The sequence below is a fragment of the Streptomyces sp. NPDC049915 genome (assembly GCF_040656475.1).
Lineage (GTDB): Bacteria > Actinomycetota > Actinomycetes > Streptomycetales > Streptomycetaceae > Streptomyces.
This window is the reverse complement of the sequence record NZ_JBFAMH010000010.1, coordinates 128,943-141,457: the sequence shown is the minus strand read 5'-3', so window position 1 is coordinate 141,457 and position 12,515 is coordinate 128,943. Positions and strand designations below refer to the sequence as shown.

Below are 12,515 nucleotides of genomic sequence, written 5' to 3'. Positions count from 1 at the left end.
CCTGATGCGATCGTTCCGGCACACCTCTGCGTCATATTCCAGCAGCTTTCGAAACGCGCCCCCTTTGTGCGCCCGTGTCCCCCTAGCGTCCCGGGGCCATGGGACACCTGGACCACGCCGCCTTCGGCTGGCTTACCCCCGTGCTGTCGTACGTGATGGCCTGCCTCGGCGCCGCCCTGGGGCTGCGCTGCACCGTCCGCGCGCTGGGCGCCACCGGACGCGCCCGGCGCAACTGGCTCGTCACCGCCGCCTCGGCGATCGGCTCCGGCATCTGGACCATGCACTTCGTGGCCATGCTCGGCTTCGCCGTCAGCGGCACCGACATCCGCTACGACGTGCCGCTGACCGTGCTCAGCCTGCTCATCGCCATGCTCGTCGTCTGCGGCGGCGTGTTCGCCGTCGGCTACAGCCGTGACCGTACCCGCGCCCTGCTGATCGGGGGGCTCACCACCGGACTGGGCGTCGCGAGCATGCACTACCTGGGCATGGCCGCCGTACGGCTGCACGGCGAGGTGCACTACGACCCACTGCGCGTCGCCCTGTCCGTGCTGATCGCCGTCGTCGCCGCGACCGCGGCCCTGTGGGCGGGACTCAACATCAAGTCACCCCTCGCGGTCTCCGTCGCCTCCCTCGTCATGGGCGCGGCCGTCACCAGCATGCACTACACCGCGATGTTCGCGGTGAGCGTGCACGTCACGCCCTCCGACACCGCGCTGCCCGGGGCCACGGCGATGCAGTTCATCTTCCCCCTCGCCGTCGGCCTCGGGTCCTACCTCTTCATCACCTCCGCCTTCGTCGCGCTGTCCCCGACGGCGGGGGAGCGCGAGGCCTCCGCCTCCGCCCAGCGGCCGGTCGAGAGCGTCGCCCCCTAGGGGTGTCCTCCAGCCACAGTCGCCGCGCCGCCGGCCCGACCCACTCCCGAACGAGGAGGCCATGCGTACACCCCGTAGGACCCTCACGGCACGCGCCGCCGTGCCGCCCAGGGCGCGCGGCCGCCGCGCGCACGCCGGGCCACCCGCCGACGAGCGCCCCGACACACCCGCGGGCACCACGGCGCCCGCCGCGGCGGCGCCCGTCGCATCCGCGCGGGGCGGCCGCCGGCTGATCCGGCCGCGCACCGTGCGCGCCAAGATCGTCTGCCTGCTGATGGTGCCGGTCGTCTCCCTGCTCGCCCTGTGGGCGTACGCCACCGTCAGCACCGCCCAGGACGTCTCCCGGCTGCGCCAGCTGCAACGCGTCGACGCCCAGGTCCGCGCCCCCGTCACCGCGGCGGTCACCGCGCTCCAGGCCGAGCGCACCGCGGCCGTGCGTTACGCGACGGACCCCGCCGCCGGCGACGCCGCCGCCGCCCTCAAGGGCCTCGCCGCCCGCACCGATCTGGCCGTGGCGCAGCTCAGGCTCGGTGACCACAACACCGTCGCCGACGGCCAGGACCTGCCCGCGGACGTCTCACGCCGCCTCGACGCCTTCGTGCGCGGCGCCCAAGGGCTGCGCTCGCTGCGCACCGAGGTCCTCGACGGGCGGACCGGCTGGAGGGACGCCTTCCAGCAGTACACCGACGCCATCACCGCGGCCTTCGGCGTGGGCGGTGCCCTCAGCGGCTTCCAGGACGCCGATCTCGGCTCCGACGCGCGTGTGCTGCTGGAGTTCGCCCGCGCGGGCGAGGCACTGGCCCAGGAGGACGCCGTCCTGACCGGCGCGCGGACCACGGGCCGCCTCGACGCGGAACGGCTGCGGCTGTTCACCGGCGCCGCCGCCAACCGCCGTACCCTCACCGAGTCCGCGGCGGGCGACCTGCGCGGCTCCGAGGCCACCGCCTGGCGCGCTCTCGCCGGAGGAAGCGCCTACACCGCACTGAACGCCGCCGAGGAGAGGGTCCTCGCCGCGAAACCCGGAGCCCGGGCCGGCACCCTGCCGTCCGCCGCCACCTGGAGCAGTGCGCACACGCGCGTGCAGGACGGCATGCACGCCCTGGAGATCCAGGCAGGCCGCGAGGTCGCCGACCGGGCCGACCCCTTCACCCGGGGACTGCTCACCCCGGCCGGGGCCGCCGTCCTGCTCGGCCTGCTCGCCGTGGTCGCCTCCCTCGTCATCTCCGTGCGCATCGGCCGCGGCCTCGTCGTCGAACTGGTCAGCCTGCGCAACGGCGCGCTGCGGATCGCCCGGCGAGAACTCCCCGAAGCCATGCGCCGGCTGCGGGCCGGCGAGGAGATCGACGTCCGCGCCGAGGCCCCGCCCGGACCCCCTGCCGAGGACGAGGTCGGGCAGGTCGCCGAAGCGCTCGGCACCGTGCACCGCGCCGCCCTGCGGGCCGCACTCGAACGCGCGGAGCTCGCCAGCGGCATCTCCGGCGTCTTCGTCAACCTCGCCCGCCGCAGCCAGATCCTGGTCCACCGTCAGCTCGCTCTCCTCGACAGCATGGAACGGCGTGTCGAGGACCCGACCGAACTGGGCGACCTGTTCCGGCTCGACCACCTCACCACCCGGATGCGACGCCACGCGGAGAGCCTGATCATCCTCTCCGGCGCCGCACCGGGCCGGGCCTGGCGGATGCCCGTCTCGCTGACCAACGTGGTCCGGGCGGCCGTCTCCGAAGTCGAGGACTACGCGCGCGTGGAGGTACGCCGGCTCCCCGAGGCGTCCGTCGCCGGTGCCGCGGTCGCCGACCTCACGCACCTGCTCGCCGAACTCATCGAGAACGCGACCCAGTTCTCGCCGCCGCACACGCGCGTGCGCGTCACCGGCGAACCCGTCGGCAACGGGTACGCCGTCGAGGTGGAGGACCGAGGCCTGGGCATGGGCAAGGAGACGCTCGCCGACGCCAACCGGCGCAGCGCGCAGTCCGAGGACCTCGACCTGTTCGACAGCGACCGGCTGGGCCTGTTCGTCGTCAGCCGCCTCGCCGCCCGGCATGACATCCAGGTGCACCTGCGGACCTCGCCTTACGGCGGCACCACCGCGGTGGTCCTGCTGCCCAAGGCCCTCCTGCACGACGGCACGGCGGAACGCGCCCCCGGGCAGGCCGCGCGCATCGAGCAGCCCACCGCACGCGGCCACGCGCGCGTGAGCGACGCCGCCCCGCACACGCAGGCACATCACGAGGCCGTCACCCCGGCTGCCCGGCCCGCTCTGGCCGCGCCCGAACCGCTCGCCGGCCGGACCGCCGACGACACCCCGCCGTTGGGAGTGACCACCTTGCGCCTGCACCGCCCACGGGACACCTCCGAGCAGCCCGGCGCAACCGACGACCTCCCGCGCCGGGTACGGCAGGCGAGTCTCGCGCCCCAGCTGCGCGAGCGACCGCGCCAGGACCCGCCCGGGGAGGAGCCGCCGCAGGACGAGCGACGCACCCCCGAACTCGTCCGGGACCGCATGGCCGCCTACCGCGCCGGATGGGCGCGCGGCGGCGGCAGGCAACCCGGCCGCCCGCCCGGCCGCACGCCGGGCAGCGACAGCAGCGAAGGAGACCGCGCATGATCCAGGACCCGACCACCGCGAGCGGACGGCACTCGGGCGAACTCGACTGGCTGCTGGACGATCTCGTCATGCGCGCCGGCGACGTACGGCACGCCGTGGTGCTGTCCAACGACGGCCTGGCCGTCGGCGCCTCCAGCGGCCTCAGCAGGGAGGACGCCGAGCACCTGGCCGCCGTGTCGTCCGGCTTCCACAGTCTCGCCAAGGGCGCGGGCCGGCACTTCGGCGCCGGCGGCGTACGCCAGACGATGGTGGAGATGGACGACGGTTTCCTGTTCGTGGCCGCCGCGGGCGACGGCTCCTGCCTCGCCGTCCTCACCGCCGTGACCGCCGACATCGGCCTGATCGCCTATGAGATGGCACGGCTGGTCAAACGCGTCGGCGAGCACCTGTACACGGCGCCGCGCGTCACCGCACGCCCACCGGCCGCCGGATGAGACCGGAAGGCGAGCGCCACCCATGAGCGAGGACAGGCACGGCGTCCCGGGAGAACCGGGCAGCCAGTGGTACGACAACGAGGCCGGGCCCCTCGTACGGCCGTACGCGATGACCGGCGGCCGCACCCGGCCCGGCCCCAGCGCGGTGCCCTTCGACCTGATCGCCCTCGTCACCCTGGACCCCACGGGCCCGGGCCCCGACGACGCCCCGCTCGGCCCCGAGCACCGGGCCCTGATCGACCTGTGCCGCATCGAGACCCAGTCCGTCGCCGAACTCGCCGCCGGTGCCGACCTGCCCGTCGGCGTGGTCCGGGTGCTCCTCGGCGACCTGCTGGAACTCGGCTGCGTCACCGTCCACCGACCCGTGCCGCCCGCGCAGCTGCCCGACGAACGGATTCTGCGCGAGGTCATCGCAGGGCTGCGCGCGCTGTAGCCGTCCCCGCACCACCCACCCCGAACGTCGACCGTTGCCGGTCCTCCCGAGAGAAGTGATCGATGGGCACCGAACACCCCGACCTCGCCGACGAGTCCGCCCTGGCGCTGAAGATCCTGGTCGCCGGCGGATTCGGCGTGGGCAAGACCACCCTGGTCGGCGCGGTCAGCGAGATCAGGCCGCTGCGCACCGAGGAACTGCTCAGCGAGGCAGGACAGTCGGTCGACGACACCGACGGCGTGGACCACAAGGTGACCACGACCGTCGCCATGGACTTCGGACGCATCACCATCCGCTCGGGGCTGTCGCTGTACCTCTTCGGCACCCCGGGCCAGAACCGGTTCTGGTTCCTGTGGGACGAACTGTCCCAGGGCGCTCTCGGTGCCGTGGTCCTCGCGGACACGCGGCGGCTGGAGGACTGCTTCCCGGCCGTGGACTATTTCGAGCACCGCGGCATCCCGTTCGTGGTGGCCGTCAACTGCTTCACCGGCGCACGGTCCTACGGATCCGACGACGTCTCGCGCGCCCTCGACCTGGACCGGGGCGTTCCCGTGGTGCTCTGCGACGCCCGGGAGCGGGACTCCGGCAAGGAGGTGCTGATCCGGCTGGTCGAGTACGCCGGGCGGATGTACACCGCCCGGCTGCTCGATTCCGTCGGCTGAGCGGGACCCGGGCAGGGGCCCCGCATCGATCACTCGGTGGCCGGTTCGGCTCAGCCGGCCGCGGCCCTCTGCGCCGAGGCTCCTCTCAATCGGCCACGGCCCTCTGCACCGAGGCCACTCATTCGGCCACAGCCCTCTGCGCCACCACCTTGTCGACGCTGACCCGCACGAGGAGTTCCCCCGGCACGCCGTTGCGCGCGCCGAACTCTTCGGCACGGTCCTCGCCCATGTAACGCGCCGCGAGCCGGGTCGCCCACGCACGCACCTCGTCGAGGTCCTCCGACAGCCGGGCCCGGCCCTGCAGCACCACGAAGTCGTACGGCGGCCGGTCGTCGTCGACACACAGCGCGACCCGGCCGTCCCTGGTCAGATTGCGTCCCTTCACGCTGTCCCGGTGCGTGGTGAACACCACCTCGTCGCCGTCCAGCAGGAACCAGACCGGTGTCGTGTGCGGGCTGCCGTCGGCCCGGACGGTGGCCAGTTTTCCGGTGCGGGTGCCGTGGGAGACGAACGTCCGCCATTCCTCGTCGGTCATCTTCTCTGCCATGCCCCCATCCTGCTTGCCGGGCGGCCGGTCCTGGGGAAGGCTGGCGGGCAGATCCCCCAGCCAGGGGGAGACATCTCACGGGGAGAAGTGAACATGGGGCAGAACCAGGGACTTGGCTGGCTGCTGGACGACCTGACCGAGCGCGTGGACGAGGTGCGCCACGCGCTGGTGCTGTCCAACGACGGACTGGTCACGGGGGCCAGCACGGGGCTGCGGCGGGAGGACGCGGAGCACCTGGCCGCCGTCTCGTCGGCACTGCACAGTCTGGCCAAGGGCTCGGGACGCCACTTCGGCGCGGGCGAGGTGCGTCAGACGATGATCGAGTTCGACGACGCGGTGCTGTTCGTCACCGCCGCAGGCAGCGGCAGCTGCCTGTGCGTCCTCAGCGGCGCGGAGGCCGACTTCGGTCAGATCGCCTACGAGATGACCCTGCTCGTCAACCGGGTCGGCGAACATCTCGACGTCGACGCCAGGCAACCCGAACCCAAGCCCGTCACAGAGCTCTGACCCGGCTCTGACCTGCGAGTTCCTTGAACCCCGTGGAGTTATCCACAGGCTCGCCGGAAAGGCGGTCCCGGCGGCTACGGTTTTTCACACGGCGAGCGCACCGGGCGCGAGCCACCGACTCCACGGGGGAGACGACCATGACCGCCACCCTTCTCACCGCAGCGGACCGGCAGACCCTGACCATCGGCCGGGCCGCGCGGGAACTGGGAATCAAGCGCAGCGAGTTCGACCTGGCGGTGCACCTCGGCCGTATCCGTACCGTGCCCGACGAAGGAGGCGGGGGCCGGCGGGTGGCGGCCGAGGAGATCGAGCGGCTGCGCCGCCAGGAGGGCTTTCCCGACGCGCTCACCGCGGCCGTCCGTACGGTCGGCACCACGGAGGGCGCGGCCCTCATGGGCATCGCGCCCACCCGGTTCACGCGCCTGGCGCGGGCCGGCCTGCTCGTGCCCGTGCGCTTTTACCTCAATCGATACCGCGCCGTCGTCTGGCACTACCTCGCCGAAGAATTGAGCCAGTTCGCCGCTGAGGAGGCAAACGCCCCGCTGCTGAAGGGACGCACGCTTCCCCCGGACCTGCTCGCCCGCCTCAGGGAGGGCGTCGACCTGCGCGCCCGCAACTGGCGGGGCCGTCATGGGGGCTTCCTGCGCCGCCAGGCCGGCGACCACCCCTGGGAGCGGGCCGGAGCGGTGGCCGCCCTGCTCGATCCGGTGCAGATCGCGGAGATCGTCCCGGACCCCTACGAGCGCGCCCACCTGTACCGCTTCCGGCCGGGACCGCCCGTGCACGGAGCGCCGGGCTCGCCCACGGTGCTGCTGGCGGAGCGCCTCATGACCGCGGACGACCCGCACGAGATCGGCTGGCTCCGCTACGACCTCACCGTGGCGATGGACGAGGCCCGCGATCTCCGGCCGGCGCCCCGCCCCGCACCGAAGCCGCCCGCCGCCGCGCCACGGGACACCAAGCCGCTGCGCGCGGAAGCAAGGGAGACGGAGCCGCGGGGTGTGGAGCTTGGGGTGACGGAGCCGCAGGGCGTGGAAGCAGGGGTGAACGAGCCGCAGGGCGTGCGGGCAGGGCAGATGGAGCCGCGGGGCGTCGAGCAGCGCGACCCCGAGGCGGCCCCCACGCCACAACCGCCCCGCGAGCGGGGCCTGCTGGGCAGGCTGCTCCGCAGAGGGCAGTGAGTCACAGCGCGCGGAACAGCCCCTCCTGCACGACCGACACCAGCAGACGGCCCCGCACGTCGTAGATCCGCCCCCGGGCAAGACCTCGCCCGCCGGTCGCGATCGGCGACTCCTGGTCGTACAGGAACCACTCGTCCGCCCGGAACGGCCGGTGGAACCACATCGCGTGGTCCAGGGACGCCATGTCGAAGTTCCGCGCACCCCACAGCGGTTCGACCGGCAGGCGCACGGCGTCCAGGAGGGTCATGTCGCTGGCGTAGGTCAGCGCGCAGGTGTGCACCAGCGGGTCGTCGCCCAGCGGTCCCACCGCGCGCATCCACACCGCGCTGCGCGGCTCGGCGTCCTTGACCTCCTGATCCGTCCAGCGCAGGCGGTCCACGTACCGGATGTCGAAGGGCTGCCGGCGCTCGAAGCGCTCCCACTGCTCGGGCAGCTCGCCCAGATGCTCCCGGATCTCCTGCGCCACGGTCGGCAGGGACTCCGGAGCGGGCACCTCGCGGGCCGGCGGCAGCTGGTGCTCGAAAGGCCCTTCCTCAGGCGTGTGAAAGGAGGCGGTGAGATTGAAGATCGTGCGTCCCTGCTGCACGGCGGTGACCCGGCGGGTCGTGAAGGACCGCCCGTCCCGGACCCGCTCGACCTGGTACACGATCGGCACGCCCGGCCGGCCCGGGCGCAGGAAGTACGCGTGCAGCGAGTGCACCGGGCGGTCGCCGTCCGTGGTGCGGCCCGCGGCGACCAGCGCCTGGCCGGCCACCTGGCCGCCGAAGACCCGCTGCAGGGACTCCTGCGGGCTGAGGCCACGGAAGATGTTGACCTCGATCTGCTCCAGGTCCAGCAGGTCGACCAGTCGCTCGGCCGGGTTCGTCATCGGTGGGATTCTCCTGTGGTCACAGCTGGCCGACGTCGGTGACACGGATCACGGCGCGGCCCTCGGCGTCGGAGGCGGTCAGGTCGACCTCGGCGCTGATGCCCCAGTCGTGGTCGCCGTTCGGGTCGGCGAAGATCTGCCGGACGCGCCACAGTCCGTTCTCCGGCTCCTCGTTGATGACGAGCAGCTTGGGGCCGCGGGCGTCGGGCCCGGTGCCGAGGTCGTCGTACTCGTCCCAGTACTTGTCCATCGCCTCGCCCCAGGCGTCAGCGTCCCAGCCGGACTCCGCGTCCATCTCGCCGAGTTCGTCCACCTGGTCCAGGGCGGCCAGCTCGACGCGGCGGAACAGGGCGTTGCGCACGAGCACGCGGAAGGCACGGGCGTTCGTGGTGACCGGCTTGACCTCGTCGGCCTTCTCCTGAGCCTCCTCGGCGGTCATCTCCGCCGGGTTGGCGAGCTGCTCCCACTCGTCCAGCAGGCTGGAGTCGACCTGGCGCACCATCTCGCCGAGCCACTCGATGAGGTCCTCGAGGTCCTCGGACTTCAGGTCGTCCGGGATGTTGTGGTCGAGGGCCTTGTAGGCGCCGGCGAGGTAGCGCAGCACGATGCCCTCGGTGCGGGCCAGCTCGTAGTAGGAGACCAGTTCCGTGAAGGACATCGCCCGTTCGTACATGTCGCGCACGACGGACTTCGGGGACAGCGGGTGGTCGCCGACCCAGGGGTGGCTCTTGCGGTAGGTGTCGTAGGCGTGGAAGAGCAGTTCCTCCAGCGGTTTGGGGTAGCTGATGTCCTGGAGGCGCTCCATGCGCTCCTCGTACTCCACGCCGTCCGCCTTCATGGCGGCCACCGCCTCGCCGCGGGCCTTGTTCTGCTGGGCGGCGAGGATCTGACGCGGATCGTCCAGCGTGGACTCCACGACGGACACCATGTCCAGCGCGTACGACGGCGACTCGGGGTCGAGGAGTTCGAACGCGGCCAGCGCGAACGTGGACAGCGGCTGGTTGAGCGCGAAGTCCTGCTGGAGGTCCACGGTGAGGCGGACGATCCGGCCCTCGGCGTCCGGGGTGTCCAGCTTCTCGACGATGCCACCGTCCAGCAGCGAGCGGTAGATCGCGATCGCCCGGCGGATGTGCCGCAGCTGCTGCTTGCGCGGCTCGTGGTTGTCCTCCAGCAGCCGGCGCATCGCCTCGAAGGCGTTGCCGGGCCGGGCGATCACCGACAGCAGCATGGTGTGCGTCACCCGGAAGCGGGAGGTCAGCGGCTCGGGTTCGGAAGCGATGAGCTTTTCGAAGGTGTTCTCCGTCCAGCCGACGAAGCCCTCCGGCGCCTTCTTGCGCACGACCTTGCGGCGCTTCTTCGGGTCGTCGCCCGCCTTGGCGAGTGCCTTCTCGTTCTCGATGACGTGTTCCGGCGCCTGCGCGACGACGAAGCCCGCCGTGTCGAAACCGGCCCGGCCCGCCCGGCCGGCGATCTGGTGGAACTCACGCGCGCGCAGCGTGCGCACCCGGCTGCCGTCGTACTTGGTCAGGGCGGTGAACAGCACCGTGCGGATGGGCACGTTGACGCCGACGCCGAGGGTGTCGGTGCCGCAGATGACCTTCAGCAGGCCGGCCTGCGCGAGCTTCTCCACCAGGCGCCGGTACTTGGGCAGCATGCCGGCGTGGTGCACGCCGATGCCGTGCCGGACGTACCGCGAGAGGTTGCGGCCGAACTTGGTGGTGAAACGGAAGTTGCCGATCAGCTCGGCGATCCGGTCCTTCTCCTCGCGGGTGCACATGTTGATGCTCATCAGCGCCTGCGCCCGCTCCACCGCCTGCGCTTGCGTGAAGTGCACGATGTACACCGGCGCCTGCTTGGTCTCCAGCAGGTCGGTGAGCGTCTCCGTGAGCGGGGTGTAGCAGTACTCGTAGGAGAGCGGCACGGGCCGGGTCGCCGAGCGGACCACCGCCGTGGGGCGGCCGGTGCGGCGCGTGAGGTCCTTCTCGAAGAAGGACACGTCGCCCAGCGTGGCCGACATCAGGATGAACTGCGCCTGCGGAAGCTCCAGCAGCGGGATCTGCCAGGCCCAGCCGCGGTCCCCTTCCGCGTAGAAGTGGAACTCGTCCATGACGACCTGGCCGATGTCCGCGTCCTTGCCGTCGCGCAGCGCGATGGAGGCGAGCACCTCGGCCGTGCAGCAGATGACGGGGGCGTCGGCGTTGACGGAGGCGTCGCCGGTCAGCATGCCGACGTTCTCCGTACCGAAGAGCTTGCACAGCTCGAAGAACTTCTCCGACACCAGCGCCTTGATCGGAGCGGTGTAGAAGGTGACCTCGTCGCGGGCCAGCGCCGCGAAGTGCGCGCCGGCGGCGATCATGCTCTTGCCGGAGCCGGTGGGCGTCGACACGATCACGTTCGCGCCGGAGACCGCCTCGATCAGTGCTTCCTCCTGGTGCGGATAGAGCGTGAGACCGCGCTCCTGGGCCCAGGACTCGAAGGCGTCGTACAGGGCGTCGGGGTCGGCGGTCTTCGGCAGCTGATCGATGAGGGTCACGCCCCCATCTTGCCTGGCCTGCCACCCGATGCGGGAATCGGATGTCCCCGCCAAGATCACGACCGCTACGCTGTGTCGCCGACGGAACGTCATCGCGCCCGGTCAACTGGACGGCGCGGTATGAGGAATGGGGCGGGCAACGGCCATGATGGGACCAGCACACTCACTGTCGGGCGCCGCGGCCTGGCTCGGCGTCGGTGCGGCGGCCGCCGCTGCCGGGCATCCGATGCCCTGGCCGGTGGTGCTCTCGGGTGCGCTGATCTGCGCCGGCGCCGCGCTCGCCCCGGATCTGGATCACAAGGCGGCCACGATCTCCCGGGCCTTCGGTCCGGTCTCGCGCGGCCTGTGCGAGATCGTCGACAAGCTGTCCTACGCCGTCTACAAGGCGACCCGCAAGCAGGGGGACGCGCGCCGCTCGGGCGGCCACCGCACCCTCACCCACACCTGGCTGTGGGCGGTCCTGATCGGCGCGGGCACCTCGGCGCTGGCGATCACCGGTGGCCGCTGGGCGGTGCTGGCGATCCTCTTCGTCCACATGGTGCTGGCGATCGAGGGGCTGCTGTGGCGGGCGGCCCGGGGGTCCAGCAGCGACGTGCTGGTGTGGCTGCTTGCCGCCGCCAGCGCCTGGATCATCGCCGGGTGGCTGGACAAGCCGGGCAACGGCTCCGACTGGCTGTTCACGGCGCCGGGCCAGCAGTACCTGTGGCTGGGGCTGCCGATCGTGCTGGGGGCGCTGGTGCACGACATCGGGGACGCGCTGACCGTCTCCGGCTGCCCGATCCTGTGGCCGATCCCGCTGGGCCGCAAGCGCTGGTACCCGATCGGGCCGCCCAGGATGATGCGGTTCCGGGCCGGCAGCTGGGTCGAGCTGAAGGTGCTCATGCCGGCGTTCATGCTGCTCGGGGGAGTGGGCGGGGCGGCGGCCCTCAACTTCATCTGAGCGGCCCCGACCGATCGGGCCCGCGCCGTCGACCGCGCGGCCCTGCCCCTCCGCGGCCCGGCGGCACGTCGCTACGACGCCTCGCCGCCGCCGTAGCGCCGTTCGAAGCGGGCGATGCGGCCCTCGGTGTCCACGGTGCGGGCCTTGCCGGTGTAGAAGGGGTGGCTCTCGGAGGAGATCTCCACATCGACCACCGGGTAGCTCTGCCCGTCGTCCCACTCGATGGTCTCGTCGCTGGTCGCGGTGGACCGGGTCAGGAAGGCGTAGCCGGCGGCGCGGTCGCGGAAGACGACCGGGTGGTAGTCGGGGTGCTTGTCCTGCTGCATGGCGGCTCCTCGGGTGGGACGTACGGGGGTCGGGAACGGCGCGGCACGGCGGCGCGGGGGTCAGCCGGAGAGGGCGTCCTCGTCGACGATGTGCATCGCGGCCTCCTCGGCGGAGGCGGCGGCGCCGTCGATCCCGACGTCCGAGGCGACCAGGGCGGCCTCCTCGTCCTCGTGCGCGCCCTCGTCCGGGGCGACGAGCCGGCCGGAGCGGACGGCACCGACCTCGTTGTCCAGCGGCTCGCCGTCGGTGCCGTCGGCGTCGCCGATGCCGTCGCCGTCGGGCACGGGCGGATCCGGCAGCTCCTCCGCCAGACGCTGGTCGAGGGTCTCGCCCGTACGGCGCTCCGCGGCCGTCACGCCGGTGTGCTCCACCGCCCAGGGCCGCTCCGGAGGGGACCAGCCGCGGTCCAGCGGATCGTCGACGCCGTCGTACTCCAGGGTGTCCTCGGAGTCGAGCACGCCCGTGTCCTCCCGCTGGTCGGACGCATCGGGCTGGTAGACGTCGTCTCCCCAGCCATCCTCGCTGTTCACGGGTACCTCCTGGGGGTGGGGACGAGCCCGCTGTCACGGCGGCCGGTAGTGGCCGACCGAGGTGCGGGGCACAGGC

At 72.4% G+C, this 12,515-nt stretch carries 13 protein-coding genes; 8 read left to right on the top strand and 5 right to left on the bottom strand.

The features are described from left to right. Positions 1-98: 98 nt before the first annotated feature. The 5 genes from AB0J12_RS19445 (at position 99) to AB0J12_RS19425 (ending at position 5,006) form a co-directional block, all read left to right on the top strand. The gene (locus tag AB0J12_RS19445; RefSeq protein ID WP_363265539.1) at positions 99-872 is read left to right on the top strand and encodes an MHYT domain-containing protein; all 774 of its coding nucleotides are present in this window, start codon (positions 99-101) and stop codon (positions 870-872) included. 61 nt (positions 873-933) lie between these two features. After that, the gene (locus AB0J12_RS19440) at positions 934-3,477 is read left to right on the top strand and encodes a nitrate- and nitrite sensing domain-containing protein (RefSeq protein WP_363265538.1); all 2,544 of its coding nucleotides are present in this window, start codon (positions 934-936) and stop codon (positions 3,475-3,477) included. Next, complete coding sequence (locus AB0J12_RS19435; RefSeq protein WP_363265537.1) at positions 3,474-3,911, top strand: roadblock/LC7 domain-containing protein; 438 nt, start codon at positions 3,474-3,476, stop codon at positions 3,909-3,911. The genes AB0J12_RS19440 and AB0J12_RS19435 overlap by 4 nt, the downstream gene beginning before the upstream one ends. Positions 3,912-3,933: 22 nt before the next feature. Next, positions 3,934-4,344, top strand: a complete 411-nt coding sequence (locus AB0J12_RS19430) for a DUF742 domain-containing protein (protein WP_363265536.1) — start codon at positions 3,934-3,936, stop codon at positions 4,342-4,344. 62 nt (positions 4,345-4,406) lie between these two features. After that, the gene (locus AB0J12_RS19425; RefSeq protein ID WP_363265535.1) at positions 4,407-5,006 is read left to right on the top strand and encodes an ATP/GTP-binding protein; all 600 of its coding nucleotides are present in this window, start codon (positions 4,407-4,409) and stop codon (positions 5,004-5,006) included. A 118-nt stretch (positions 5,007-5,124) separates the two neighbouring features. Here the strand turns inward: AB0J12_RS19425 and AB0J12_RS19420 are convergent, their stop codons facing one another. Further along, positions 5,125-5,553 carry a PPOX class F420-dependent oxidoreductase gene (locus AB0J12_RS19420; RefSeq protein ID WP_363265533.1) on the bottom strand — a complete coding sequence of 143 codons (429 nt, stop codon included), beginning with the start codon at positions 5,551-5,553 and terminating at the stop codon, positions 5,125-5,127. A 93-nt stretch (positions 5,554-5,646) separates the two neighbouring features. Between AB0J12_RS19420 and AB0J12_RS19415 the strand changes: the two genes are divergently transcribed. Both AB0J12_RS19415 and AB0J12_RS19410 read left to right on the top strand, forming a co-directional pair. Then, a complete protein-coding gene (locus AB0J12_RS19415; RefSeq protein ID WP_363265532.1) occupies positions 5,647-6,060 on the top strand; it encodes a roadblock/LC7 domain-containing protein in 414 nt (137 codons plus the stop codon). Between the two features lie 137 nt (positions 6,061-6,197). Then, positions 6,198-7,241 carry a DUF6397 family protein gene (locus tag AB0J12_RS19410; RefSeq protein WP_363265531.1) on the top strand — a complete coding sequence of 348 codons (1,044 nt, stop codon included), beginning with the start codon at positions 6,198-6,200 and terminating at the stop codon, positions 7,239-7,241. A 1-nt stretch (position 7,242) separates the two neighbouring features. On the opposite strand, the gene AB0J12_RS19405 is transcribed toward AB0J12_RS19410, so the two are convergent. Together AB0J12_RS19405 and AB0J12_RS19400 are read right to left on the bottom strand one after the other, a co-directional pair. Then, the gene (locus tag AB0J12_RS19405) at positions 7,243-8,109 is read right to left on the bottom strand and encodes an acyl-CoA thioesterase II (RefSeq protein WP_363265530.1); all 867 of its coding nucleotides are present in this window, start codon (positions 8,107-8,109) and stop codon (positions 7,243-7,245) included. Positions 8,110-8,128: 19 nt separating this feature from the next. Beyond that, positions 8,129-10,642: a DUF3516 domain-containing protein gene (locus AB0J12_RS19400; protein ID WP_363265528.1), complete on the bottom strand. Its 2,514-nt coding sequence runs from the start codon at positions 10,640-10,642 to the stop codon at positions 8,129-8,131. A gap of 145 nt (positions 10,643-10,787) precedes the next feature. Between AB0J12_RS19400 and AB0J12_RS19395 the strand changes: the two genes are divergently transcribed. After that, positions 10,788-11,582 carry a metal-dependent hydrolase gene (locus tag AB0J12_RS19395; protein ID WP_363265527.1) on the top strand — a complete coding sequence of 265 codons (795 nt, stop codon included), beginning with the start codon at positions 10,788-10,790 and terminating at the stop codon, positions 11,580-11,582. A gap of 71 nt (positions 11,583-11,653) precedes the next feature. On the opposite strand, the gene AB0J12_RS19390 is transcribed toward AB0J12_RS19395, so the two are convergent. After that, positions 11,654-11,908 carry a type B 50S ribosomal protein L31 gene (locus AB0J12_RS19390; RefSeq protein WP_363265526.1) on the bottom strand — a complete coding sequence of 85 codons (255 nt, stop codon included), beginning with the start codon at positions 11,906-11,908 and terminating at the stop codon, positions 11,654-11,656. A gap of 60 nt (positions 11,909-11,968) precedes the next feature. After that, the gene (locus AB0J12_RS19385) at positions 11,969-12,439 is read right to left on the bottom strand and encodes a DUF5709 domain-containing protein (RefSeq protein WP_363265525.1); all 471 of its coding nucleotides are present in this window, start codon (positions 12,437-12,439) and stop codon (positions 11,969-11,971) included. Positions 12,440-12,515: the final 76 nt, after the last annotated feature.

Bases quoted from the DNA above. Each gene is read 5' to 3' on its own strand.
- AB0J12_RS19445 (WP_363265539.1), top strand. From the start codon at position 99: ATGGGACACCTGGACCACGCCGCCTTCGGCTGGCTTACCCCCGTGCTG.
- AB0J12_RS19440 (WP_363265538.1), top strand. From the start codon at position 934: ATGCGTACACCCCGTAGGACCCTCACGGCACGCGCCGCCGTGCCGCCC.
- AB0J12_RS19435 (WP_363265537.1), top strand. From the start codon at position 3,474: ATGATCCAGGACCCGACCACCGCGAGCGGACGGCACTCGGGCGAACTC.
- AB0J12_RS19430 (WP_363265536.1), top strand. From the start codon at position 3,934: ATGAGCGAGGACAGGCACGGCGTCCCGGGAGAACCGGGCAGCCAGTGG.
- AB0J12_RS19425 (WP_363265535.1), top strand. From the start codon at position 4,407: ATGGGCACCGAACACCCCGACCTCGCCGACGAGTCCGCCCTGGCGCTG.
- AB0J12_RS19420 (WP_363265533.1), bottom strand. From the start codon at position 5,553: ATGGCAGAGAAGATGACCGACGAGGAATGGCGGACGTTCGTCTCCCAC.
- AB0J12_RS19415 (WP_363265532.1), top strand. From the start codon at position 5,647: ATGGGGCAGAACCAGGGACTTGGCTGGCTGCTGGACGACCTGACCGAG.
- AB0J12_RS19410 (WP_363265531.1), top strand. From the start codon at position 6,198: ATGACCGCCACCCTTCTCACCGCAGCGGACCGGCAGACCCTGACCATC.
- AB0J12_RS19405 (WP_363265530.1), bottom strand. From the start codon at position 8,109: ATGACGAACCCGGCCGAGCGACTGGTCGACCTGCTGGACCTGGAGCAG.
- AB0J12_RS19395 (WP_363265527.1), top strand. From the start codon at position 10,788: ATGATGGGACCAGCACACTCACTGTCGGGCGCCGCGGCCTGGCTCGGC.
- AB0J12_RS19390 (WP_363265526.1), bottom strand. From the start codon at position 11,908: ATGCAGCAGGACAAGCACCCCGACTACCACCCGGTCGTCTTCCGCGAC.